Genomic DNA, 25,026 nt, shown 5'->3' with positions numbered 1-25,026 from the left:
TCCCTATACAATTTCTGTGCGAGACGTTAAAAAAATCACCTGGGGAGGCGATCTGACAGAGACTGGTGACGGTCGAGTTAAGAGCCGATGAGACAGGAAAAAGGTGGAGATTTGTGGTTTCAACCCGTCGTCACATCCTTTGAGAATCCTCGCGCATCTCAGAAAGATGCAGAGGAGCAAGTCAATGCGTTCACTGTAAATTATCTCTTATGTCTAAAGTTCTAGTTTCCGATAGTATCGATCGCGCAGGAGTCGAAATTCTGTCGCAAGTGGCACAAGTCGATGAAAAAACCGGCTTGTCTGCCGAAGAACTCATACGCATTATTCCAGAATACGATGCTTTAATGGTGCGTTCTGGTACAAAAGTTACCAAAGAGGTCATTGAAGCAGGAACTCAACTCAAAATCGTCGGGCGGGCCGGCGTTGGCGTAGATAACATCGACATCCCCGCCGCCACCCGGCGCGGTATTGTCGTGGTGAACTCCCCCGAAGGCAACACCACAGCCGCCGCAGAACACGCCCTAGCCATGATGTTGTCCCTCTCCCGACACATCCCCGTCGCCCATCAGTCGGTTCAAGACGGGAAATGGGAACGGAAGAAATTTTTAGGGGCTGAAGTTTACAAAAAAACCCTCGGTGTGGTGGGCCTCGGAAAAATTGGCTCTCATGTAGCCAGTGTAGCCAAAGCCATGGACATGAAAATCTTAGCCTATGACCCCTTCATTTCCGCAGAACGGGCCGAACAACTGGGGTGTCGTCTGGTGGACTTAGATTTCTTATTCCAGGAATCCGATTATATTACCCTGCACGTCCCCAAAACCCCAGAAACCGCCAACTTAATCAACGCTGAAACCTTAGCAAAAATGAAACCCACCACCCGCATCATTAACTGTGCGCGGGGTGGCATTGTGGACGAAGCGGCCATCGCCGAAGCTGTGAAAAACGGTACAATTGCCGGAGCAGCCTTAGACGTATTTAACCAAGAACCCCTCGGCGAAGACTCCCCCCTACGAGGCATTGGTGAACTCATCCTCACCCCCCACTTAGGAGCCTCCACCGCCGAAGCGCAAGTAAATGTGGCCATTGACGTAGCCGAACAAATTCGGGATGTTTTACTGGGACTGCCGGCCCGGTCCGCCGTGAATATTCCTGGCTTAAACCCCAACGTCATGGAAAAACTGAAACCCTACTTACAACTGGCGGAAACCCTGGGAAATTTAGTGGGACAATTAGCCGGAGGACGAGTTGATCACTTTAATGTCAACTTACAAGGCGACTTGGCCACCGCCCAGAGTCAACCCATTGTCATTGCAGGCTTAAAAGGGCTACTCTCCCAAGCCTTACGGGAACGAGTTAACTATGTCAATGCCAGCATTGAAGCCAAAGAACGGGGCATTCGGGTAGTCGAAACCAAAGATGCGTCAGCGTCTGACTATTCCGGGTCGTTACACTTAGAAGCACGGGGGTCTTTAGGAGATCATTCCGTTACTGGGGCCTTATTGGGGAATGGCGAAATTCGCGTGATCAATATTGACGAATTCCCCATTAACTTACCCCCCAGTAGCCATATGCTCTTTACCTTACACCGGGATATGCCTGGAATTATTGGTAAGATTGGTTCATTACTGGGGAACTTTAATGTCAACATTGCCAGTATGCAAGTCGGGCGGCAAATTGTCCGAGGCAATGCGGTGATGGCTTTGAGTTTAGATGATCCCCTGCCTGAAGGCATTTTAGAAGAAATCACCAAAATTCCGGGGATTTCTGATGCCTATACGGTGAAACTGTAATTCTAATTTGTACAACTAGGGTGGGGAAGTTCCATGTCTAACCACTGGTGGGAAATAACGATCCTGTGTGAACCCATGCAAGAAGATTTAGTCTTCTGGCGATTGGAGGAATTTGGCTGTCGGGGGACTGCCAGTGAGTATCAGGGGGACTCCCGACTCATTCGGGGCTATCTCCCCCAAGAAACGTCGAAATCTTTGGATTTGGCGGCCTTGGCCTTGTGGTTACGACAGGATGCGTTATCTTTGGAACTACCCGCCCCCTTGGCCCAGTGGCGGGTGTTGGATGAGGAAGACTGGGCGAGTAGTTGGAAGGAACATTGGCAACCCCAAGAAATCGGCGATCGCTTTTTAATCTGTCCCGCTTGGTTAACTCCTCCAGACAGCGATCGCACCATCATCCGCCTTGATCCCGGTGCGGCCTTCGGCACTGGGACCCACGCCACCACCCAACTCTGTCTAGAGTCCTTAGAAATGCGCGTCACCCCAGAAAGGAAAGATTTAATTGTTGCTGATGTGGGCTGTGGGTCAGGCATTCTCTCCATTGGCGCGTTATTATTGGGGATGGGTCAAGCCTACGCCGTCGATACCGACCCCCTCTCGGTGAAGGCCACCGCCGCCAACCGAGACCTCAACCACATTGACCCAGAGCGTTTAATCGTCAAAAAAGGCAGTGTTGAGCGTATTCCCAAAATGGTCGGCGGTCAAGTAGATGGTGTATTGTGTAATATTTTGGCCGAAGTCATTGTCGAGATGATCCCCGACCTTACCGAAATCGTCAAACCCAAAGGATGGGGCATTTTAAGCGGAATTTTATTAGATCAAGCTAAACCCATTGCAGATATCCTCGAAGAATACGGTTGGATTGTGGCCACCCTCTGGAAACATGACGAATGGTGTTGTTTTAATGTCCGACGACCTTAAATTGGGGGGGTTACTAGCAAAGTTAATAGGCAATTGGCTCTGCCAAGATCAGATCGGGCTTTTTATCGAATGCTTTTGCTTTGAACAATATCAAAATAATCCCCAACCAAGAAACTCAGCAACCGGAATTTTAAATAACACAAAAAAATCTGCTCTCTATTCTCAATTTGAGACGCTTTATTTGTTGGTTCAGGTAGATCGCAAAGCGTAGCTCTTATTGGAAGACTATTTGCGGGATTTTGCGAAACCCGCCTTAAAATTAGACAATAAATTAGACAATGGGGAAGGGTATCTTACTCAATTTTATGTATCCCCCCGTAAACGGGTTGCTCCGGCCAAAGTTAATATTAAAATTCCGTCCCTGAATAACTATAGTGTGTGGATTCCCTTTGGAACAAGCCCAGAATTTCCTAAACTGGAGTTAGCCAAAGCAGAAATCGGGAGACGGTTAGAGACTTCAGAGTTACCGGAGTTAAAGGTTTCTTTTAAGTCAGAAAAAATTATGGCAGGTAAGGGACAGGCCAATTATTCGAGAACTCCTTTTTCTCCCATAGATGTGGGTTAAGGTGACGCGGGACTCTGTTATTCTGGGTCAATGAATGAGCAACACCAGAAAAATATAGAACCCTTCCCTGTGTCCGTGTCAAAATAGAGAGAGCCGATGATACCAAGGGTCTGAGGGATGCAAAAATGTAGCCTAGACCCGCCTAAAACAACGCCTTTGCTAGTTTTATGACAGCTATTTACCCCAACCAACCCACTTCTCCCCAAGACTCCTCCTCCCAACAGAATGGGAGTCAAAGTCAAGAACCGTTACAACTTGCACCTCCCGACCTGGAAAAACAGTTTCAGTGGATGCGGGAACAGGTAACGCGGGTGCAGTCGGTTCTCAGTCAAGCGAAAAACCGCAACGCGCTACTGAATAACACTGTAGAACAGGTGAAACAACTGTTTCAGGGGTCACGGACGTTAATTTATCAGTTTCAGACAGAACAAAAAGGAATTGTTTTAGCAGAGTCCATTGACCGAGGGTGGACTCCTGCGGTTCGGGAAACGCTTCCTGCGACGTTTTTTGGGGCGGATATTCGTAATGAGTATAACCGGGGATGTGTCTCTATTGCCTATTCTGCCACAACTCAAGTCACTCCCTACCAACTACAACTCCTAGAAAAGTTCCAGGTTCGCTCTAGTTTAGCGTCTCCAATTCGGTTAGGGGGACAAATTTGGGGACTGTTGGTGGTACAGCAGTGTAATGAGGCCCGACGGTGGGGAGAGGTGGATGCGACGCTGTTAGACCAAATTGCGACGGCCTTATCCCTGCATTTGGTGGGGTATCAGTATCAGGAGAAGTTACAACAGCAACAAGTCCGGGAACAGACGGTCAATAAGGTGATAGACCGCATTCGTCGTTCTTTGGATATTCGCACGATTTTTCAATCTACTACGCAGGAAGTCCGGCAGTTGTTGCAAGCAGACCGGGTGGGGATTTATCGTTTTAATCGGGACTGGAGTGGCCAGTTTGTGGCTGAGTCGGTGGGACCGGGGTGGACTTCGCTGCTACAAAACCCCCCAGATGAGAAGTTGTTTCGGGATAATAGTGAGGACTGTAACCTGAAACAGATGGTGACGACTGGGGGACGGGGGGAAATTGTTGATACGCATTTAGAACGGACGAAAGGGGGGGTTTATAGTCGCGGGGAAAAATATCGCGTTGTCGATAATGTGTATGAGATGGGGTTTCCTGCTTGTTATGTGGAACTCCTCGAACGGATTCAGGCTAAAGCCTATCTTACCGTGGGGGTGTATCAGGGCGATCGCTTATGGGGATTATTGGCTAGTTATCAATGCGGGGGGCCCCGTCATTGGCAGAGTGAGGAGGTGAACCTGATGCTGCAAATTGCCGACCAGTTGGGGGTTGCGCTACAACAAGCGGCCTCGTTGCGACAACAGAAACGACAAGCGGCCCAGTTACAGCAAGCCGTGGAACGGGAAAAAGCGATCGCACGAGTCAGTGATAAAATTAAACAATCCCTCGATACCAACATTATTTTCCGCAACGCAACCCAAGAAATTCGCCAGTTACTCAAGTCAGACCGAGTGGTTATTTATCGCTTTAATGAAGACTGGACTGGGGAATTTGTGGCCGAGTCCGTCGGGGCCGGTTGGTTATCCCTACTAGGGACCCAAGGAGAAGACCCAAAACTGTTAGAAGGGACAGACACCAATATTAACACCGAGGGTTGCACCATTAAAAATATGCGGACCAAGGAGTTAGGGGCCAAAGATACCTACTTACAACGGACCCAGGGGGGAACATATCGTCAAGGAGACCAATATCGTGCCACCAATGATATTTATAAGGCAGGATTCCCCGATTGTTATATTGAATTATTAGAAAGTTTCCAGGCCCGGGCCTATATTACTGTTCCCATTTTCCTCGGTAAGACACTCTGGGGACTATTAGCCAATTATCAATGTTCGGGTCCCCGTGTGTGGCAACAAGAAGATATTAATTTAGTCGTCAACTTGGGGTCCCAGTTAGGAATAGCTTTGCAACGGGCCGAAGACTTAGACCAACTGAAAGTCCAAAAAGCACAACTAGAAGAAGCGGTGGAACGGGAACGGGCGATCGCGCTGGTCAGTGATAAAATTAAACAATTCCAAGATACCAACGCCATTTTTAAAGTGGCCACCGAAGAAGTCCGCAAGTTACTGAAAGCAGACCGAGTGGGCATTTATCGCTTTAATGAGGACTGGAGTGGGGAATTTGTCGCTGAGTCCGTCGCCCCCGGTTGGAAGTCGCTTTTAGGCGCACAGGTGGAGGATGAGAAGATATTACAAGGGACAGATAGTAATATTAACAGTGAAGGCTGCACCATTAAGGACATGAAAGTGCGGCAACTGGCCTCCCAAGATACCTATTTACAAGACACCAAAGGGGGGACCTATCGTAAAGGGGAACAATTCCGGGCCAGTAATGATGTGTATAACTCTGAGTTTCCCGACTGTTATTTGCAACTCCTCGAAAGTTTCCAAGCCCGTGCTTATATTACCGTTCCCATCTTCCTTGGGGAAACCCTCTGGGGGTTAATGCCTTGTTATCAATGTTCTGGGCCCAGGGTGTGGAAAGATGAAGAAATTAAACTGATGGTCAACTTGGGGTCCCAGTTGGGGATAGCTTTACAACGGGCCGAAGACTTAGAACAACTCAAGTTACAGAAACAGAAACTCGAAGAAGCCGTCGAACGGGAACGCGCGATCGCGCTCATCAGTGATAAAATTAAACAATCCACCGAAATTAAAACCATTTTCCGCATCGCCACCACCGAAGCCCGGAAAATCTTTAAATCCGACCGAGTAGGCATTTATCAGTTTAACGAAGACTGGAGTGGGCAATTCGTCGCCGAGTCCGTCGAACCCGGTTGGACCTCCCTATTAGGGGCCCAAGGAGAAGACCCCAGTATCTTAGAACAAACCCGCAACAACATCGACACCGAAGGTTGCACCATCAAAGAAATGCAGGCCAGACAACGGGCCTCCCAAGACACCTATTTACAGAAAACCCAAGGGGGAACCTACCGTAAAGGGGAACAATTCCGCGTCAGTAATGACGTTTATAACTCCGGTTTCCCCCCCTGCTATTTAGAACTCTTAGAAGACTTCCAGGCCCGAGCTTATATTACCGTGCCAATTTTCCAAGGAGACACCCTCTGGGGACTCTTAGCCAACTATCAATGTTCGGGGCCCAGAGTCTGGGAAGATGCAGAAATTCAACTCATGGTACAACTAGGGGCCCAGTTGGGAATTGCCCTACAACGGGCCGAAGACTTGCAAAAACTCCGCCAACAAGCTGACCAACTCGCCGAAGCAGCAAACCGAGAAAAAACCAGCAGAGAAAATTTACAACAACGGGCCATCCAGTTACTCTCCGCCGTCCGTCCGGCATTAGAAGGGGATTTAACGGTGCGTGCGCCCCTCTCAGACGACGAACTAGGGACTATTGCCGATGTGTATAATAACACCCTGCAAAGTCTCCGAGGCATCGTCATGCAGGTACAGAAAGCCACCGCCTTGGTGACAGAAAAATCCGCCGGGAGTGACGCACAAATCCGCAAATTGGCAGAACAAGCGCAACAGCAAGCCCAAGAGTTAAATGAAGCTTTGGCGGAGTTACAGAAAATGGTCAACTCTACCAAGGATGTGAACACCAATGCGGAGTCTATCGAACAAGCGGTACAAAACGCCAACCAAACGGTAAAATCCGGGGATGAAGCCATGAACCGGACAGTAGAAGGCATTGTGGCCATTCGGGATACCGTGTCGGAAGCGAGTCAAAAAATCCGCGAGTTGAGTGAGTCCACCCAGAAAATTGACCGCGTGGTGAATTTAATCGGGGATTTTGCTACCCAGACTCAGTTATTATCCTTGAATGCAGCTATTGAGGCCACCCGTGCGGGAGAATACGGGAAAGGGTTTGCGGTGGTTGCTGATGAGGTGCGGTCCTTGGCCCGTCAGTCGGCTAATGCCACCTCTGAAATCTCCAATTTAGTGGCAGAAATTCGCACCCAAACTAGCGAGGTTATTAAAGTCACTGAGGCCGCTATTACTCAGGTAAGTGTGGGGACAAATTTAGTGGAAGAAACCAAGGGGAATTTAACGGCTATTGCCGCAGCTACAGCACAAATTAGCGAGTTAGTCGAAGGCATTACCACGGCAACCACAACGCAGTTAAAACAGTCGGAGTCGGTGACACAAACCATGCGAGAAGTTGCTGAAATTTCTAATACGACTTCGACTTCTTCGGTGGAGTTATCGAAGGTGGTACAAGATTCTGTGGCAACGGCAGAACAGTTACAGGAAGTTGTGAAGCAGTTTAAGGTAAATTAGGTTTTTTTGTTGTTGGTTGTTGGTTGTTGGTCTAATATCTAGAAACCGGGTTTCTGTATTAGTGTTTGATATTTTACACAAAATGAGGATAAGAAACCCGGTTTCTCCCTAACCAATTATCCATTATTCATGAGCAACGATTTCAACGTTTTGCCGTTCTTCTTGTAACCACTGATTAAAACAATCATTTAACAATTGTTGACGGTTCTTTTTATCAAATTCGGCGGGAATAAATTGGTCTAGACGGGCAATGACAAACCAATTATCAATAAAGGTGGGGGACCAGAGTTGGCCGGGTTTGCTGCGGTGGAACATTTCTTGGAGAGTGGGGTGAATATTGCTTAAAGAAACGGGACCAATTGCTCCTCCATTTTTCGCTTCTGGCCCTTGGGAATAACTGCGGGCTAATTCTTCAAAGTCTCCTTCTCCTTCTAATAAGCGAAAATATAATTCTTGGGCAATTCCGGCATCTTTGGTGCGGAGTAGATGATAATTTACTTGGTCGAGTTGGTCTTTGCGGTTATGGAATTCTGTTTCTACGGTGTCGCCCCATTGTTGTTCTTTAAATTTTTCTAATTTCAGGCGACGACTGACGAGGGTTTGTAAGTCTTCATTACTCATCCCTTGACGTTGTAACCATCCTTGTCGCTGTTTGTCGGTGGTTAAGTTTTGACTGACAAAGAAATTTTCGAGGGCTGTGTTAAGCTCGTCGGGAGCGTCGGGAATAGTTGCGATCGCGCGATCGATTAAAATTTCTTGCACCAGTTTCGAGAGCAGTTGATATTTCTGCAACAAGGGCATAATTTCCTCTCCCGTCACCGTTAAATCCTCAATTTGTAAAAGCGGTTTAGAGTTAGAGGACTGAGGGGTTGATACTTGCTTCTCACCATCCATCACTTTTTTAATTTCCGACTCCCGACTCTCAACTCCCGACTCCTCCAAAGGAGGGGTTTCTGTCTCAGCAGGAGGAGGCATTTTTGCGGGAGAAGACTCCACCTCATGGGTCAAATGGGGTTTTAACCAAAACCCGACAGCAGACAGAGGGAAAACTGGTTGCTGAGACTGCATCGGCAGATAGTTATCCCAATCACTATTGGCTAATTCCCATAAACCCCAATCGCGGATCACGATTTTTTCTCCTCGTTTTATCTAGCGATCGCCTCTATTCTAATACCAGATTCAATTCCTGTTACCGAAAATTGCAATGGCTACCCCCAATAATAAAACCATAGCCCCCACCACCACCAACATCCCCGGCACTTCCCCAAACACCAAAAACCCCAAACCACTTGATCCCACAGGTTCAAATAAAATCCCCAACGTCACAAACGTCGGCGATACCCACCGCACCGCCCAATTAAACACCGTATGGCCAAACACCTGAGAAATTAAAGCCATCAGCAGAATATAAAGATAAACCGTCCCCGGATACCCCCAGTAAGCCGTCCCCCACAAAAGCGGTAACGGCAATAAAACCAACGCCGCCACCGTATAAGCCACCACCACATAACTCCCAGTCCCTAACCCCTCTCGTTGCGCCTCCCGTCCCAAAAGAAAATACAAACTCACACACCAGGCCCCCATCAACGCCAACCCATCCCCCAACAAAGGATTAGACCCCACACTACTTCCCTCAGCCCCACCCCAGGCAATTAAACCGCCCCCAAGCAACGATAAAATAATCCCAAAAATCGTTAACTGGCTTAACCGTTCCCCAAACCACCACCAAGCCAAAATCGTCACCCAAACCGGGTTAGTCGTCACTAAAGTCGTAGAAGCCGCAATAGAAGTAAACGACAAAGAAGTCACCCAAGCCACAAAATGCGCCGCCAACACCACCCCGGCCCCCACCGCATAGCCCCACGCCTTCCGGGACACCTGAGTTTGGCGAACAGTCCGCCACCCCGGAAGCAACACCCCCGCCGCAAACAGCAACCGAGTCGCCGCCACAAACAAACTAAACCCCACCCCCTGCATTTGGGCCTCCTGCATGGCCAGACGAATAAAAATGGCCGCCGTCGAAACCGCAAACACCCCCAACCCTAAAACAAGACTCACTTGCCATGGCCGCGGTTGCTGGGAGAAAATACTCATAACTTAGGTTTTGCGAATTAAAGTTAACATTAATGACCTTACCCCCGTTAAACACCAACACCATTTGGGACATTATTCACGAAAAACTCGATGATGCCACCGTGAATCAATTAGTGTGGCATTATTTAGGCTATCAGTACAACGACAGCACCCAAACGTGGGACAACGAAAACGTCCCCGACGACTGGCGCGAGGACTATCCCGACCCCCCAGATTTTATCGAAAATCGCCGCCCCACGGTCAAATTAACCCGATCTATCCCCAAACCCAATAAACAACTCCTCAAAGAAAAATTAGGCTTTAAGGGCTATAAAATCGGCGAATTTGGACCCCGACAAACCCGGAGAGCGACTATGGCCAACTGGTTGCTCAGTTATATGCAAGACAATGGTTTGCTCCTCTAGCTAAAGGGGATGGGCTGAAAATCCTCATCCCCTCTCAAACCCTTAGCAAAAGCTAAGAAACCGGGTTTCTATCAGGGTTGAATGGTTAACCTGTTCAATGAACCAAGAAACCCGGTTTCTCCCTCTTAAAACCCTTAGCAAAAGCTAAGAAACCGGGTTTCTATCAGGGTTGAATGGTTAACCTGTTCAATGAACCAAGAAACCCGGTTTCTCCCTCTTAAAACCCTAGAGAAAGCCAAGAAACCGGGTTTCTATCGGGGTTGAATGGTTAAGCCGTTCAATGAACCAAGAAACCCGGTTTCTCTCTCTTAAAACCCTAGTGAAAGCCAAGAAACCGGGTTTCTGTTACCCCAACTACGTCATTATATAGTCTTGGATCGCTTTCACGCCTAGGGGTTGAGACTGTAACGAACGAATAGCCGCCACCGTTGCCCGGGCCCCGGCCATAGTTGTCACCAAGGGAATTTTATACGCCAAACAAGTCCGACGAATTAAAATACCATCTTCTCGTGCATCTTGACCCGATGGACTATTAATAATCAGGTGAATTTGCTTGTTTTTGATGGCATCTAAAACATTAGGACGACCTTGGTGTAATTTCAGGATTAAATCGGCTTTAATGCCTTCTTTTTGTAAGGCCGCCAATGTTCCCTCCGTGGCAATGATTTTGAAGCCTAATTTGGCAAAATCTTTCACAACGGGGATCACATAGGGTTTATCCCGGTCATTGATAGACACAAACACTGTCCCAGAGAGAGGTAGCACTTCTCCGGCGGCTAATTCGGCTTTGGCAAAGGCGCGGCCAAAGTCGATGTCAATGCCCATCACTTCCCCAGTAGAGCGCATTTCTGGCCCTAAAATGGTATCCGTGCCAGGGAATTTCTTAAAGGGTAAGACGGCTTCTTTCACCGCGACGTGCTGCCGTTTCGGTTCTTCGGTTAAGCCGAGTTCTGTGAGCGTTTTCCCAGACATGGCGAGGGAGGCCATTTTGGCGAAAGGAACACCTGTGGCTTTGGAGACGTAGGGAATAGTCCGAGACGCACGGGGGTTGGCTTCTAGGATATAAACTTTATCCCCTTGGACGGCGTACTGGATGTTCATTAAGCCGACCACATTTAAGGCTTTGGCCAGTTGAATGGTGGAGGTGCGGATCAGATGTAACACATCCTCCGTTAAGCTGGTATGGGGGATGGAACAGGCAGAGTCTCCGGAGTGAATTCCCGCTTGTTCGATATGTTCCATGATCCCGGCAATGACCACTGTTCCCTCTTTATCGGCGATCGCATCTACATCCACTTCCACGGCATTTTCTAGGAATTTGTCGATTAAGATGGGATGTTCGGGTTCAACCTGTACCGCAAAGGTCATATATCGCTCTAATTCTTCATCCGAATAGACGATCTCCATGGCACGACCGCCTAAAACGTAGGAGGGACGCACCACGACGGGATATTGAATGCGGTTGGCAACGGCTAAGGCTTCTTCATAACTGCGGGCGATGCCGTTGGGGGGTTGAGAAATGGCCAATTGTTCTAAGATATGCTCGAATTTTTCCCGATCTTCGGCAATATCAATGGATTCGGGGGTTGTTCCCCAAATTTTGGTGGGGAAGGAGTCTCCTTGACTCGCTAAATAGTTTTCTAGGGGAACAGCGAGTTTTAACGGGGTTTGGCCACCAAATTGAATGATAATCCCATTGGGATATTCGGTTTCGATGATGTTGAGGACATCTTCTTTGGTGAGTGGCTCGAAATACAAGCGATCGCTGGTATCGTAGTCAGTGGAGACGGTTTCCGGGTTGGAGTTAACCATGATCGTCTCGTATTCCTCACCTCGCAGGGAGAAGGAGGCATGACAACAGCAGTAGTCAAACTCGATCCCTTGGCCAATACGGTTGGGCCCTCCCCCTAAGATCATCACTTTCGGCTTGTCGGATACCGTGTCTTCGGACTCGCCTTCCTCGTAGGTGGAGTAGTAATAGGGGGTATAGGCTTCAAACTCGGCGGCACAGGTATCCACTAATTTATAAACCGGGGTAATGCCGAGGGATTTGCGGTAGGCCCGGACATCATCTTCGCTGGTTTTGGTGGCGAAGGCAATCTGGCGATCGCTAAATCCCTGTTGTTTGATATAGCGCAATTCTACCGCGTCGATTTCTTTCAGGGGGGTTTGTTTGAGATATTTCTCCGTTTCCATCAATTCCGCCAATTTATCCAAGAACCAGGGATCAATGGCGGTTAATTCGTGAATCTCCTCCACCGTCATGCCCAGTTTAAAGGCATGATAGATACTGTAAATCCGTTCTGGGTTGGGGGTGCGTAAGTTGGCCCGGACTTGTTGGAGAGAGGGGAGGGTTTCTGCGCGATCGCAACCAAACCCATATCGCCCCGTTTCCAAAGAGCGCAAGGCTTTCTGGAAAGACTCACAGAAGGTGCGACCAATGGCCATGGCCTCCCCCACAGACTTCATCTGTGTGGTTAAAACCGGTTGGGCCCCTGGGAATTTCTCAAAAGCAAACCGAGGAATCTTCGTCACCACATAATCAATAGTAGGTTCAAAAGAAGCCGGGGTTTTCTTGGTGATATCATTGGCGATCTCATCCAGGGTATAACCCACCGCTAATTTCGCCGCAAATTTGGCAATGGGGAAACCTGTCGCTTTGGAGGCCAAGGCCGAAGAACGGGACACACGGGGGTTCATTTCGATCACCACTACATCCCCATCGACGGGGTTGACGGAAAATTGAATATTTGACCCGCCAGTTTCTACGCCAATTTCCCGGATAATTTTAATGGAAAAGTCCCGCAGTCGTTGATATTCTTTATCCGTGAGGGTTTGGGCCGGGGCAACGGTAATGGAGTCCCCAGTATGGACTCCCATGGGGTCTAAGTTTTCAATGCTACAGATAATGACCACATTATCGGCCAAATCCCGCATCACCTCTAATTCGTATTCCTTCCACCCCAAAAGGGACTGTTCCACCAGAATTTGCGACACGGGGGAGGCATCCAGTCCCGCATAGGCCATATCCTCATATTCCTCTTGGTTGTAGGCGATACCGCCTCCTGTTCCCCCCATGGTGAACGCAGGGCGAATAATGAGAGGATAAGAGCCAATATGGGCCGCGATCGCCCGGGCTTCCTCTAAATTACTCGCAATCCCGGAGGGGCAGACCTTCACGCCAATTTTCGCCATGGCCTCTTTAAAGAGTTGACGGTCTTCCGCCTTCTCAATGGCCTCTAAATCTGCTCCAATGAGGTCCACCTCATATTTATCGAGAATCCCTGCTTTAGCCAAATCAACCGCCACATTCAGCCCCGTTTGTCCGCCCATGGTGGGAAGTAACGCATCGGGCCGTTCTTTTTCAATCACCTTGGCCACAATATCGGGGGTTAACGGTTCAATATAAGTCCGGTCTGCCATTTCTGGATCGGTCATAATGGTCGCCGGATTGGAGTTAACCAAAATAACCTCATAGCCTTCTTGCCGTAAGGCTTTGCACGCCTGAGTTCCTGAATAGTCAAATTCACAGGCTTGTCCAATAATGATTGGACCTGACCCTAGTAGCAAGATTTTGTGTAAATCGTCACGACGCGGCATAGCTTTCTATAATCGCTCATGGTGTCTAAATCCAGACCATTGTATAGCACCCCTCCACTAGCAAATTGTTCACATTTTTATATTTTGCCCCTTGTTTGAGGTAAATTTTCGGTTCAATTGTCTTGATGGGTGAACCATTTCCCCGTTCCCCGTTCCCTTTCCAGCGAAGATGGGGGAGATAGGGAAGATGGGGGAGATAGGGAAGATGGGGGAGATAGGGAAGATGGGGGAGATATACTACTGATTACTGATTACTGATTACTGATATAAGCGAAATACTAAAAACTGGGTGACTTGTTCCTCTCCGAAATTATCATCACTGACGAAAATGAGACTCTGACTGCCATCGGGGAAATAAGGCCCCAGTGCCATCCCTTCTAGGTTATCTAAGGGGATATCGAGGGTGTTCAGGTCAAACAACAATCGTTTTCCCATGGGTTCGACAATATTAATGCTTTTTAAATTGTCGATGCGGGAAGTGTCAGTCGCATTGCCACTGGTGACTTGAAATAATTTCGCTGTGACTCCCATCAGGGGGCTGAAACTCCGTTCTAAACTGAGGAGGTAGCCTTCTCGCTGTAGGGCAATTAATTCGGTTAAACCGTGGGAGATGGCACTTTCGGGGATGGGTTCAAGGAGATAGAGGGTTTCGGAGACTAAAATCGGCGGCCCGACGGGGTTGATTCCGTAATGGAGGAGACGGAGACGGGGTTGGGTGTCGGGGGTGTGTTCCATGTCATCTTGGATGAGGGAAAATTCGGGGGCGGTGAATAGACGGAAGGGATCGGCTTCGGCTACGCTGGTAATGCCCAAGGCCAGGGCTTCAAAGCCTAGGTTATCTTGAACCCCGTGGGGGGGGTTATCGTTGCGGATGGGGGTGTTGGGGAGGAAGCGTTTGGGGATGCGGAGTTCGTTGAGTTTTTGTCCGGTTTCTCGGTTAAATTCGCCAATGAAGGGGGCAATATTGTCCTTGGGGATGCCTTCGCTGCTAATGTAGAGGGTATCTCTGGGGGAAAGGGCAATGGATTCGGGATCAATGCCGTTTTCGGGGTAGGTGTTCCCTTGTTCGTTTTTGAGGGTTGTGACGTTTTCTAGGGTCACTTGGGGGGTAGTTTCTAGGGTAAGCTGGAGGGTGTAGAAGCGGGCCGGGGCTTGGCGACTGCGATCGTCGGAGATGGCATAGAAGCGATCGCGCTGGCGATCGTAAGTTAAACCCGACAATCCCCCCACGGTTGTCCCCTCATACTCGGTTTTCGGCAATTCCACCGCCCCAACAAAGTCCACCGATAAATCTAAAAATAAGCGGTCTTCGGCCATGACTTGTCGGGGTTGACAGGCGGTTAATCCTAGGGATAATGCCAGTAGCGTTAAAAGAAATAAGAATTTTTGCCACATTAGACTGAATTACATTGACATCACACAAAACCATTTGGGAAATTACCCAATTTCATTTAAAATATTAACTTATATGAACTCATTCTCAGAATACACCATTAATAACGATCCAGAGAGGAGACAATTATCGTGGTTAACTTCCTGAAAAAATTAACAGGCGGAGAGTCCTATTATTTAGAGCTTGACGAGAACAAAAGCGAGTCTGGGAAACCCCAAGATCAGCAAGCTAAACCAGAAGCAAAGTCCGAACCGGCCAAAACTGAAGCAAAACCCGAACCTGCAAAAGAGGAAAAACCTACAAAAGCAGAACCCAAACCAGCCCAAGGGGAAGCAAAACCCCAACCCGTCACGGCCCCTGCAGCCCCTGCTCCTGCTACCAGCGAGTCTAAACCCGAACCTCAACCGGATATGACCTTTGCACCGGATTATCTCTTATACACCCGCACCTATCCCAAACGTCGTCCGGGTCCCAGTTTAGACAGTTTCCGTTCTCTGGCCCGACAAATGGGCAATCAATAAGTTTAAATACTTACAGAAAAATCAGTTAAAAAGCCATCGGTTTGAAACGGATGGATGAATAACAAGCCGTCACGGTGTAACTGTTGTGACGTATCAACTAAGGTTAAGGGGTTGAATGCCGAAAATTCAGCCCTTTTTTACGATTAATTTCACCATAGAACGAAGTGATTGCGAGTTTTATACTCATGTTCTACGATACCCAGGATGACGGAAAGATGGCAATATTTTTGCCTAGATCATCATCATAATTCACCTAATAAAAAATAAGTCTCCATGTCTCCTTTCCCTTTCACCGTTACTTTGCCTCGTTTTTCTAACTGATAGTTGTCTTTTAAATAGTGATAGGTTAACTCACTGACTTGGATTTTTCCGGGGATGCTGTGAGACTCCATACGACTTGCTGTATTTACTGTGTCTCCCCATAAGTCATAGGCAAATTTTTTCAGGCCAATTACTCCTGCAACCACCTCTCCTGTATGAATGCCAATGTGTAAATTTAGGGAGTGGTGATAGTGTTGGTTATAGTGGGAAAGGGCGATTTGCATTTCTAGGGCCATACTGGCGATCGCAACTGCATGATCTTCAGGTAACAATACAAGCAGACGCGATCGCAATCCCTAATAATAACCCCGCTTTCATAAAGCGATCGCGCCACAACTCATAATGACCCTCTGCATTTTTTAATGCGTCCACATACTCCTGAAACAGGGACAACATCCCCTTAATGCCCCAAAATATAGAAAAGCGAGTATAAATATTTTTAGAGACCATGCTGACCTTTTGACGCTAACCTTTTGACAGTCCTAGAAAGGTTCTAGATATCACCCCGAAAACCGCCTCATTGTTAACTCTGACGCTAATTGAATTGCTGCTTTCATACTCTCAGCCTTGGCCACCCCTTTTCCGGCAATATCAAAGGCCGTCCCATGATCGGGAGAAGTCCGAATAAAGGGTAAACCAATCGTCGTATTAATCGCTTGATCAAACGCCATTAATTTCACCGGAATTAACCCCTGATCATGATATAACGCCAAATACCCATCGGCTGTTTTAATTGTACTATCGTGAAACCAGGCTTGGCCCGGTTTAACCCACAGGGTATCAGGAGGGACCGGGCCAACTAACTCCGTTTGGGGATAGTTGTGTTGTTGCATCATTAACCACGACTGCATCCAGTCCTTTTCCTCTCTCCCCAACTGGCCATCTTCCCCACTGTGAGGGTTTAACCCGGAAATGGCAATGGTGGGAGACTCAATGCCAAAATCCTGTTTTAAAGTGTCGATTAATAAGTCTAATTTCCCAGTGAGTAACTCTGGGGTGAGAGTCTCGGAAACTTGGTGGAGAGGGATGTGGGTGGTGGCCAACAGGGTGATCAGTCTCCATCCCGTGTGAGGAGATGTTCCCACAAATAACATTCCGAAGCGATCGCAACCAGACCGACTCGCTAAAACCTCCGTCTGTCCTGGATAATTATATCCTGCGGCCTGCCAGTGGGATTTCGCAATAGGGGCCGTCACAATCCCCTGAAACCCTCCGGCCAAGGTTTCCCTGATTGCTGCATCAAGAAACTTAAAACTGGCCTCTCCACTGGCCGCATTCCCCTTCCCCGGTTCAATTTGTTCCATGATCTCTTGATCAAGGGGAATATCCAAAAGCGTAAACTGACTGGGGGAGGCAATTTCCTCCACTCCCTGTTGCAGCAAATTAATATAAGCGGCTTCTAGGAGAGTTCTTTCCCCCACAAGGGTGATTTGACATTTTTGGGTGATTTCGGGGTCTGCAAGGGCTTTTAACACCACTTCCGGCCCAATTCCGGCAGGGTCTCCTATCGGGATGGCGATTTCCATTTGCAATTGGTTTCGTTTTGAGACAGTGCTGTTCTACAATACTCTGTAGGTTGATTATGACTCAAGGTTGACCAAATCCCCCCCAAATGGACGATTTGTTGGGTACTCTGAGTCAGCCATCCCCAGTTTAAAAAAAATTGCTTTAAGGAGTAGTAGCAACATGATGTTCAATGCAGCCATTCTTTCTTCTGGTCTAATTTTAGTTGGATTAGGTCTAGGATTTTTACTGTTAAAAATTCAAGGTGGCGAAGCAGAATAAACGTTTCCCTGTTTTTGCAAAAAGTCCGGATGTTTCATTCGGGCTTTTTCAAGGGTTCATTGATATTTTCTTTTACAACGGGTTAGCCTTGTGAGGCAAGAAAATAGGGAATAGGAAATAGAAAATTGTAGCCTTTCCAGTTTCTAGAAACTCTGCCCCTCTCAGGATATTAGATTGTTAATCCAACCGGAATTTATTCTCAATTCATAAAAAATTGAGTTAACTTAAAATTAGACTATCAAACCATAAAAAAACCTCTCATATCATAAAAAAAATGTCTGAAACCAAACCAAGCATAGAATTTTTAAACGGTGTTTATGAAGAACTGAGTAATGTTAAATTGCGTCAGGGTAAAGAAAGCGGGACTCGCAATATTGTCCTCGTTTTTGATAATTTAAAAGCAATTAACTTGATGAACAGTTTTACCAAAGGAACCAAGGGAACATTACAGTTAACCGACTCCGAAGGAAAAATTGCTGTAACTCCCTCCTCGATTAAAGTTCGCTTTGGAGGAGATGACGGAGACGACTTAGAAGGAGTGACTTGTCAAATTGATATTGATCAAGAAGATCAATGGGAACGCATGATGCGTTTTCTCCATCGTTATGCAGAGGCAAATGGGATGGCCTATCAAGAAAAATAGTCAAGAAAAATAGGCTCGTGATTTAATCGTGATTAAGATGTAATTGGGGGGGTTGGGAACGTCACCCGAATCTACTCTAATTAGGTCAAACTGTAAGGAGGAAATGAGATGAAAGTTGCCGTCACAGGGGGAACTGGGTTTGTTGGACAGCGTGTAGTTGAGAAACTCGAAAAACGAGGGGATGAAATTATTTTATTCACTCGTAGTCCAGAAAAGGCCATGAAAGTCTTCCCCAAAAATAATTTTTCCCATGTTACAGCAGTTGCTTACACCCCCAAAGAGTCCGGAGAGTGGCAAAACGCTGTGTCCGGCTGTGATGGAGTGGTAAACTTAGCAGGAGAATCTTTATCAGAAGGTCGTTGGACGGAAAACCGGAAACGGGAAATTATCGCAAGTCGGGAAGTAGGGACCCAGAAACTTGTTGAGGCCATAGACAAAGCGGAGTCAAAACCCTCGGTTCTGGTTAATGCCTCGGCGATAGGCTACTACGGAACAAGCGAAACGGCAACTTTTGATGAAAGTAGTCCTCCAGGTAATGATTTCTTGGCGGAAGTGTGTAAACGTTGGGAAGGGGCCGCAGAGAAGGTGAAAAATACCGGGGTTCGCTTGGCCATTTTACGCTTTGGGATTGTGTTGGGCAATGGGGGCGCGATCGCAAAACTCATTCCTCCCTTTAAACTATACGCTGGAGGCCCCATCGGCAGTGGCAAACAATGGTTTTCTTGGGTTCATCGGGAAGATGTGGTGAATTTAATCTTACACAGTCTAGACAACCCCGATATGGCCGGAGTTTACAACGCCACAGCCCCCCATCCCGTCCGAATGCAGCAGTTTTGTGATACTCTCGGCAGGGTTATGAACCGTCCCTCTTGGCTACCTGTTCCTGGTTTCGTCATTGAAACCCTACTCGGAGACGGGGCCGTTGTGGTTTTAGAAGGCCAAGAAGTCCTCCCCAAAGCCACCCAAAAAAGCGGGTTTGAGTTTCAATATTCCCATGTCAAAGATGCTATCACTTCCATTGTTAAGAGTTGATAGGGAGTTGATAGCTGATAGTTGATAGTGAGAGAGTTACACCCATTATCCATTACCCATTACCAATGACCCATTACCCAATGACCAATGACCAATGACCAACAATAACCCTTCTACAACTCCCCCTGATTTAAACCTACCTGATTTAGACCTAGAGGAACTCTCAGAGGCGTTTGGAGAGGTGAATGAGGAGTTTTCTGCGAAAAAGGAGACTCATCCCGATCAACCCGCTAAAACGTCCCCAGAGGGGCAAAAAACAGGGCAATCCGTTGTAGATCAACCCAGTGAGACAGCCGCCAAGAAGTCCCCAGAGAACCCCACAGAGAAAGCGGCTAAACCATCGGTGAAGAAGACCCCAGAGAACCCCACAGAGAAAGCGGTTGAGAAACCTAAAGAGACATCCCCAAAACAGTCCACCAAAAAACCTCAACCCTCCCCAGTTGCCCTCCGAGACTCCCAACTTCGCCTCAAGTCTCAGGGGGATGAAATTCATCTTCTCTTTCCCAAAGCCAAACAACTCTCAGTCAAAGCCCATTGGTCCGAAATGTGGGCGCAATTGAAACACCGCTTACAAGCGGGAGAACGGTCTTGGAAAATGGGGACAAAAGCTCAATTAATTAGCCGAGATCAACTATTAGATAGTCAACAAATTAAAGCCATTATACAAGCCTTAAAAGAAGTTGGGTTAGAAGTCACCACCCTTCAAACTCAACGGCGCAAAACTGCCGTTGCGGCGGCTTCCTGCGGGTTGTCCGTCAACCAACAAACCCCAACGCCACAGAAACCAAAAGAGTCTTCTCTAGATGCTGAAACCAGTGTCTCTGCGGAACATTGGGATGCCCCCCTTTATCTTAAATCAACCCTGCGATCGGGAATGGAAATTCAACATCCAGGGACGGTCATTGTGTTAGGGGATGTGAATCCAGGGAGTAAAGTGATTGCGGCGGGGGATATCATGGTTTTGGGGCGATTACGGGGTATTGCCTACGCCGGGGCCCAAGGCAACCGGACTTGTCACATTGTCGCCTTACAGATGGAAGCCATGCAACTCAGAATAGCAGATGCGATCGCACGCCCCCCCGAACGACCCCCCAAAGTCTATCACCCCGAAATCGCCTACGTCGCCGAATCCGGCATCCGCTTATCCCAAGCCGTCAATTTCTTCAAAACCCATATTTTCTCCATGAGTCGCAACTGTTGGGTCGATAAAACTTAACAATTAACAATTGGTTGTTTTTTGTTTGTTCTTGGTGGCGGGAGAAACCGGGTTTCTTTTAGGATTTTGAGAGAATAGGATGACTTTGGAGAGAAACCCGGTGTCTTAACACCATTACCCATTACCCATTATTAATTATTCCGATAAGCAGCATAAACAGCTTTCACGTTATACCAATTGAGGAAAACGCGGGCAATTTCTAGGGCGAGTTGGGGGTTGCCTCGGTTGATAAGCCATTGGAGGAGGGGGGCTAGGGTTTTTTCATTGACTAACCCGCCAAGGGAGAGGAGTCCCCAGAGAAGACGATGTAAGAGGGTCATTTGAATCATCATGCGGACTTCCCATGTGGGGTGTTTTTGATAGAATAAAACCCCCATACGACCCCGTTGTTTTTCTTTTTCGATCAGATTGGGAATGTCTTGGAGTTGAAAGGGAGGATGCCAGTGGTAGCCTACTGCTTGGGGGCATTTGATTAATTTTAAGCCCAGTTGTTTTAAGCGAACGCCTAATTCTAGGTCTTCCCATCCGTATTGTTGAAATTGGGGGTCAAAGAGGCCGGCTTTGATTAACCAGTGACGCGCGATCGCCACATTCCCCGTCGCAAAATAAGCCGCCGAAAAATCCGTCAACTTATAGGGTTCAGAAGTCGGATCAGCAAAATTACAAGTATTCACCACCGTCCCATAGGTGAAAACCGCCTCACTTCCCAACCGTTTCGCCCCCTCCCGTAACCCCACCGCATGGGCCTGTAAAAAACACTCCGTCACCACCAAATCACTATCAATAAAAATAATAATCTCCCCCCGCGCCCGTTCTACCCCCAAATTCCGGGCCGCCGCCGGCCCCTGATGATCTTGGGTATAAAGCACCAAATGGGGAAATTCTGCGGGTTGGGACTTCAACCAGTCCACCGTCCCATCCGTTGACCCATCATCCACCACCACCACCTCATAACCCGTAATGCCACTCTCCGGAGTGAATTGTTGCGACTCTAACGCCCGGAGACATTTCTCTAAAATCGGTTTACGGTTATAAGTCGGAATAACGACAGTCAAAAACACAGCTATTCAGGAAAATATGGAGATTAACAGACCCAGGAGGAGGCGGTTCAGTCGTCCTAACTCCTATTCTCCCTACAGCCTAGCACTTTTCTGCATGGCTAGGCTGTTGAGTCAAACAATTCCGTACAGAAGACCAAAGCGAAGTCCGTTCCTATTGCAGAAAAGTTCTCAAGATCAGTCTTTTGATAGTTCTCTCGTTTTCCATCTTTCACAGACAATACAAACGGCACTCGCCCACCGCCTCTAATCAACCGTCTCTAATCAACAGTCTTTAACAGTCCATGACGAATACCATAAAATACTCGTTGAATTAAAGTTCTGTCCTGCTCATCTAAATCTTCTTGCCCCAACAATGCTATCATAATTTGCTGTTCGAGGCGAGAAATACTCCGAGAAGACAAGACGTTTGCCGTCATTTCCTTAACGTTTGTGTTCATTGCTCTTGATCCCTGTATTTTATGGTTAGTTTTTATCCTTACTTATTAATATGACCTTAAAAATGTGAGGATTCTGTGATCTTTTGTTTTTGCCTTTGTGATCTCAAAGAAAACTAAGTCGTGATATTTAGCTCTTGCCCCTCGTGATCTCAGTCACAGTCAAAGCCCAAATGGAGGGAAAACGCCCAGCGTGAGGCGGTCATATCTACCTTTCTCCAGATTATGTAGCCTAGACTACCCTCGAACTGATGCTTGAGAAAAAGTTAGGTTAGAATGCTCACAAAATTGCTTTGCTATTCTTGAAAGTCAGGAGATATTTTATGGTCGCAGCACCCCAACGCCCGACGCAAACGGCATTAGATGCAGAAGAACAGCGCAAGATTGATGCCTACTGGCGAGCCTGTAACTACCTTGCCGCCGGGATGATCTATTTGCGAGACAACCCCTTACTCAAAGACCCCCTAAAACCGGAACATATCAAGCATCGCCTCCTCGGTCACTGGGGATCAAGTCCAGGATTAAGTTTTGCCTATATTCATCTCAACCGCTTGATCGAGAAATACAAACTCAATGCCATTTTCCTCGCCGGGCCCGGCCATGGTGCGCCAGGAGTCCTCGCTCCAGCCTATCTCGAAGGCACATATTCTGAGGTTTACCCGAATATTGGCCAAGATGAAGAAGGGATGCGCCGCTTTTTCAAGCAATTCTCTTTTCCTGGGGGAATTGGTAGTCACTGCACCCCCGAAACCCCTGGGTCAATTCATGAAGGGGGAGAATTAGGCTATAGTGTCGCCCATGCCTATGGCGCAGTATTCGACAATCCTGATTTAATCGCTACGGTAATGGTAGGGGATGGCGAAGCCGAAACCGGGCCCCTGGCCACCGCTTGGCATTCCAATAAATTCTTAAATCCAGTCCGAGATGGGGCTGTGTTACCCATTCTCCACCTCAATGGCTATAAAATCGCCAATCCCACCATTCTCTCCCGCATTAGCCGAGAGGAGCTAGAAAACCTCTTTGTGGGCTATGGATATACCCCCTATGTGGTGGAAGGGGAAGACCCCGCAGCAATGCACCCGAAAATGGCCGCCACCTTAGAACATTGTGTCCAAGAAATTCGCACCATTCAAGAAGAAGCGCGACGCACCGGGGAAGCCAAACGGCCACGGTGGCCCATGATTATTTTACGGACTCCCAAAGGGTGGACCGGACCCAAAGAAGTGGATGGCCACAAAGTCGAAGGGTTCTGGAGAGCGCACCAAGTCCCTATGGGAGGAATGCACAGTAATGCCGAACATCGGCAAATGCTGGCAGACTGGATGAAAGGCTATAAACCAGAGGAATTATTTGATGAAAATGGGACATTAATTCCGGAATTAAAGGAAATTGCCCCGAAAGGAGAGCGTCGCATGAGTGCCAACCCCTTAACCAATGGGGGATTAGTGCGTAAAGAATTAGACCTCCCCGATTTTAGACAATATGCTGTCGATATCGAGAAACCGGGGACGATGGAAGCGGGAAATACAAAAACCCTCAGTTATTTCCTCCGGGATGTGATGGGGCGTAATATGGAAACGTTCCGGATGTTTGGGCCCGATGAAACGGCTTCTAACCGTTTGTCTTCGGTGTATGAGGCCAGTAAAAAGACCTGGATGGCAGATTTCTTGCCAGAAGACTTGGATGGCAGTGAATTATCCCCCGATGGTCGCGTGATGGAGATGTTGAGCGAACATACCCTAGAGGGATGGTTAGAAGGATATCTCTTGACGGGACGGCACGGCTTTTTCCACACCTATGAAGCATTTGCCCACGTCATTGACTCGATGTTTAACCAACACGCCAAATGGTTAGATATTTGCAAACATGAAGTCCCCTGGCGGCGGCCTATTTCCTCGTTGAATATTATGCTGTCTTCGACAGTATGGCGACAAGACCATAATGGCTTTAGTCACCAAGACCCCGGTTTTGTGGACTTAGTGACCAATAAGAGTGCGGAAGTGGTGCGGGTTTATTTCCCTCCTGATGCCAATTGTTTGCTGTCTGTGGGGGATCATTGTCTCCGCAGTGTGAATTATGTGAATGTGATTGTGGCGGATAAGCAAATGCACCTCCAATATTTGAATATGGAGGAGGCCATTCAGCATTGTGCCAAGGGGATTGGTATTTGGGAATGGGCCAGTAATGATGATCAGGGGAAAGAACCGGATATCCCGGATGTGGTGATGGCTGGTTGTGGGGATATTCCCACGCGAGAAGCGTTGGCGGCCACGGCGATTCTCCGGGAGGAGTTTCGGGAGTTGAAGGTTCGCTTTATTAATGTGGTGGATTTATTTAAGCTACAGTCGGAGAGTGAACACCCCCACGGGTTATCCAATCGGGATTTTGATACGCTGTTTACGCCGGATAAGCCAGTGATGTTCAATTTCCACGGGTATCCTTGGTTAATTCACAAGTTAACCTATCGTCGCACCAATCAGGAACGGATTCATGTGCGGGGCTATAAGGAGAAGGGGAATATTAATACACCGTTAGAGTTGGCGATTCGTAATCAGATTGATCGGTTTAATTTGGTGATTGATGTGATTGACCGTGTGCCTAAGTTACAGTCTGCGGCGGCTTATGTGAAGGAACGGATGAAGAATTCGATTCTGGAACATTTACATTATGCTTGTGAGCATGGGGAAGATAAGCCGGAAATTACCCATTGGACTTGGCCGTATTAATGAGTTGGCCTTGGGTGGGACACTCACCCCAAATCTCCTTGTGAAGTCTTAATCATGGTAGGGTGGGCATTGCCAGCCCAGCCCTGTCAAGGTGAGAAATTGTAGAACGAGACACCGTTGTTTCAGACACTTGTGAGAGACATTTTCTCCCCCTCTCCCAAGGTTGGGAGAGGGGGTTGGGGGGTGAGGGCGACTCCA

20 protein-coding genes are annotated in these 25,026 nt (G+C 47.8%); 11 read left to right on the top strand and 9 right to left on the bottom strand.

What is annotated here, in order from left to right; genetic code table 11:
- Positions 1-209 precede the first annotated feature (209 nt).
- From serA to PN462_RS18300, 4 genes are all read left to right on the top strand, one after another.
- On the top strand, positions 210-1,790 hold the full coding sequence (serA, locus tag PN462_RS18315) for a phosphoglycerate dehydrogenase (RefSeq protein ID WP_272130268.1): 1,581 nt from the start codon (positions 210-212) through the stop codon (positions 1,788-1,790).
- 33 nt (positions 1,791-1,823) lie between these two features.
- Positions 1,824-2,711, top strand: coding sequence for a 50S ribosomal protein L11 methyltransferase (gene prmA / locus PN462_RS18310; protein ID WP_272130267.1), 888 nt, complete (start codon positions 1,824-1,826; stop codon positions 2,709-2,711).
- Positions 2,712-2,928: 217 nt separating this feature from the next.
- Positions 2,929-3,276, top strand: a complete 348-nt coding sequence (locus PN462_RS18305) for a hypothetical protein (RefSeq protein ID WP_272130266.1) — start codon at positions 2,929-2,931, stop codon at positions 3,274-3,276.
- Positions 3,277-3,443: 167 nt separating this feature from the next.
- Positions 3,444-7,598, top strand: coding sequence for a GAF domain-containing protein (locus PN462_RS18300; RefSeq protein WP_272130265.1), 4,155 nt, complete (start codon positions 3,444-3,446; stop codon positions 7,596-7,598).
- Positions 7,599-7,721: 123 nt separating this feature from the next.
- Here PN462_RS18300 and PN462_RS18295 read toward each other — a convergent pair whose 3' ends face one another.
- Both PN462_RS18295 and PN462_RS18290 read right to left on the bottom strand, forming a co-directional pair.
- Complete coding sequence (locus tag PN462_RS18295) at positions 7,722-8,726, bottom strand: peptidylprolyl isomerase (RefSeq protein ID WP_272130264.1); 1,005 nt, start codon at positions 8,724-8,726, stop codon at positions 7,722-7,724.
- Positions 8,727-8,777: 51 nt separating this feature from the next.
- Positions 8,778-9,692, bottom strand: a complete 915-nt coding sequence (locus PN462_RS18290; RefSeq protein WP_272130263.1) for a DMT family transporter — start codon at positions 9,690-9,692, stop codon at positions 8,778-8,780.
- Positions 9,693-9,724: 32 nt separating this feature from the next.
- Between PN462_RS18290 and PN462_RS18285 the strand changes: the two genes are divergently transcribed.
- Entirely contained in the window at positions 9,725-10,096 is a 372-nt protein-coding gene (locus PN462_RS18285) for a DUF1823 family protein (RefSeq protein ID WP_272130262.1), read from the top strand.
- A 354-nt stretch (positions 10,097-10,450) separates the two neighbouring features.
- Here PN462_RS18285 and carB read toward each other — a convergent pair whose 3' ends face one another.
- Positions 10,451-13,696: a carbamoyl-phosphate synthase large subunit gene (gene carB, locus PN462_RS18280; protein WP_272130261.1), complete on the bottom strand. Its 3,246-nt coding sequence runs from the start codon at positions 13,694-13,696 to the stop codon at positions 10,451-10,453.
- A gap of 258 nt (positions 13,697-13,954) precedes the next feature.
- On the bottom strand, positions 13,955-15,091 hold the full coding sequence (locus tag PN462_RS18275) for an esterase-like activity of phytase family protein (protein ID WP_272130260.1): 1,137 nt from the start codon (positions 15,089-15,091) through the stop codon (positions 13,955-13,957).
- 129 nt (positions 15,092-15,220) lie between these two features.
- Between PN462_RS18275 and PN462_RS18270 the strand changes: the two genes are divergently transcribed.
- On the top strand, positions 15,221-15,610 hold the full coding sequence (locus PN462_RS18270) for a hypothetical protein (protein ID WP_272130259.1): 390 nt from the start codon (positions 15,221-15,223) through the stop codon (positions 15,608-15,610).
- Between the two features lie 242 nt (positions 15,611-15,852).
- Here PN462_RS18270 and PN462_RS18265 read toward each other — a convergent pair whose 3' ends face one another.
- The 3 genes from PN462_RS18265 to pdxA are packed head-to-tail and all read right to left on the bottom strand — an operon-like array spanning position 15,853 to position 17,463.
- Positions 15,853-16,203: an adenylate/guanylate cyclase domain-containing protein gene (locus PN462_RS18265; RefSeq protein WP_272130258.1), complete on the bottom strand. Its 351-nt coding sequence runs from the start codon at positions 16,201-16,203 to the stop codon at positions 15,853-15,855.
- A complete protein-coding gene (locus PN462_RS18260) occupies positions 16,193-16,381 on the bottom strand; it encodes a hypothetical protein (protein WP_272130257.1) in 189 nt (62 codons plus the stop codon). The genes PN462_RS18265 and PN462_RS18260 overlap by 11 nt, the downstream gene beginning before the upstream one ends.
- 50 nt (positions 16,382-16,431) lie before the next feature.
- Positions 16,432-17,463 carry a 4-hydroxythreonine-4-phosphate dehydrogenase PdxA gene (pdxA, locus tag PN462_RS18255; protein ID WP_272130256.1) on the bottom strand — a complete coding sequence of 344 codons (1,032 nt, stop codon included), beginning with the start codon at positions 17,461-17,463 and terminating at the stop codon, positions 16,432-16,434.
- A 154-nt stretch (positions 17,464-17,617) separates the two neighbouring features.
- On the opposite strand from pdxA, the gene petM reads away from it, so the two are divergent.
- The 4 genes from petM (at position 17,618) to minC (ending at position 20,607) form a co-directional block, all read left to right on the top strand.
- Positions 17,618-17,716: a cytochrome b6-f complex subunit PetM gene (gene petM / locus PN462_RS18250; RefSeq protein ID WP_334310476.1), complete on the top strand. Its 99-nt coding sequence runs from the start codon at positions 17,618-17,620 to the stop codon at positions 17,714-17,716.
- Between the two features lie 274 nt (positions 17,717-17,990).
- Positions 17,991-18,359, top strand: a complete 369-nt coding sequence (gene psb28 / locus PN462_RS18245) for a photosystem II reaction center protein Psb28 (protein WP_272130255.1) — start codon at positions 17,991-17,993, stop codon at positions 18,357-18,359.
- Between the two features lie 108 nt (positions 18,360-18,467).
- Entirely contained in the window at positions 18,468-19,391 is a 924-nt protein-coding gene (thyD, locus tag PN462_RS18240) for a thylakoid membrane protein ThyD (protein ID WP_272130254.1), read from the top strand.
- Positions 19,392-19,485: 94 nt separating this feature from the next.
- Positions 19,486-20,607 carry a septum site-determining protein MinC gene (gene minC, locus PN462_RS18235; RefSeq protein ID WP_272130253.1) on the top strand — a complete coding sequence of 374 codons (1,122 nt, stop codon included), beginning with the start codon at positions 19,486-19,488 and terminating at the stop codon, positions 20,605-20,607.
- A gap of 131 nt (positions 20,608-20,738) precedes the next feature.
- Here the strand turns inward: minC and PN462_RS18230 are convergent, their stop codons facing one another.
- On the bottom strand, positions 20,739-21,668 hold the full coding sequence (locus PN462_RS18230; protein WP_272130252.1) for a glycosyltransferase family 2 protein: 930 nt from the start codon (positions 21,666-21,668) through the stop codon (positions 20,739-20,741).
- A 257-nt stretch (positions 21,669-21,925) separates the two neighbouring features.
- Positions 21,926-22,105, bottom strand: coding sequence for a hypothetical protein (locus tag PN462_RS18225; protein WP_272130251.1), 180 nt, complete (start codon positions 22,103-22,105; stop codon positions 21,926-21,928).
- Positions 22,106-22,425: 320 nt separating this feature from the next.
- Between PN462_RS18225 and PN462_RS18220 the strand changes: the two genes are divergently transcribed.
- The gene (locus tag PN462_RS18220) at positions 22,426-24,828 is read left to right on the top strand and encodes a phosphoketolase family protein (RefSeq protein WP_272130250.1); all 2,403 of its coding nucleotides are present in this window, start codon (positions 22,426-22,428) and stop codon (positions 24,826-24,828) included.
- Positions 24,829-25,026: the final 198 nt, after the last annotated feature.

Source organism: Spirulina sp. CS-785/01, from assembly GCF_028330525.1.
Taxonomy (GTDB): domain Bacteria; phylum Cyanobacteriota; class Cyanobacteriia; order Cyanobacteriales; family Spirulinaceae; genus JAQMSD01.
The sequence above is the reverse complement of the archived record's forward strand: the minus strand, read 5'-3'. Positions and strand labels throughout refer to the sequence as shown.

What these genes read in the sequence shown, in the direction of transcription:
- serA (WP_272130268.1), top strand. Translation starts at nt 210, where the DNA reads ATGTCTAAAGTTCTAGTTTCCGATAGTATCGATCGCGCAGGAGTCGAA.
- prmA (WP_272130267.1), top strand. Translation starts at nt 1,824, where the DNA reads ATGTCTAACCACTGGTGGGAAATAACGATCCTGTGTGAACCCATGCAA.
- PN462_RS18300 (WP_272130265.1), top strand. Translation starts at nt 3,444, where the DNA reads ATGACAGCTATTTACCCCAACCAACCCACTTCTCCCCAAGACTCCTCC.
- PN462_RS18290 (WP_272130263.1), bottom strand. Translation starts at nt 9,692, where the DNA reads ATGAGTATTTTCTCCCAGCAACCGCGGCCATGGCAAGTGAGTCTTGTT.
- PN462_RS18285 (WP_272130262.1), top strand. Translation starts at nt 9,725, where the DNA reads ATGACCTTACCCCCGTTAAACACCAACACCATTTGGGACATTATTCAC.
- carB (WP_272130261.1), bottom strand. Translation starts at nt 13,696, where the DNA reads ATGCCGCGTCGTGACGATTTACACAAAATCTTGCTACTAGGGTCAGGT.
- PN462_RS18275 (WP_272130260.1), bottom strand. Translation starts at nt 15,091, where the DNA reads ATGTGGCAAAAATTCTTATTTCTTTTAACGCTACTGGCATTATCCCTA.
- PN462_RS18260 (WP_272130257.1), bottom strand. Translation starts at nt 16,381, where the DNA reads ATGGTCTCTAAAAATATTTATACTCGCTTTTCTATATTTTGGGGCATT.
- petM (WP_334310476.1), top strand. Translation starts at nt 17,618, where the DNA reads ATGATGTTCAATGCAGCCATTCTTTCTTCTGGTCTAATTTTAGTTGGA.
- psb28 (WP_272130255.1), top strand. Translation starts at nt 17,991, where the DNA reads ATGTCTGAAACCAAACCAAGCATAGAATTTTTAAACGGTGTTTATGAA.
- thyD (WP_272130254.1), top strand. Translation starts at nt 18,468, where the DNA reads ATGAAAGTTGCCGTCACAGGGGGAACTGGGTTTGTTGGACAGCGTGTA.
- minC (WP_272130253.1), top strand. Translation starts at nt 19,486, where the DNA reads ATGACCAACAATAACCCTTCTACAACTCCCCCTGATTTAAACCTACCT.
- PN462_RS18225 (WP_272130251.1), bottom strand. Translation starts at nt 22,105, where the DNA reads ATGAACACAAACGTTAAGGAAATGACGGCAAACGTCTTGTCTTCTCGG.
- PN462_RS18220 (WP_272130250.1), top strand. Translation starts at nt 22,426, where the DNA reads ATGGTCGCAGCACCCCAACGCCCGACGCAAACGGCATTAGATGCAGAA.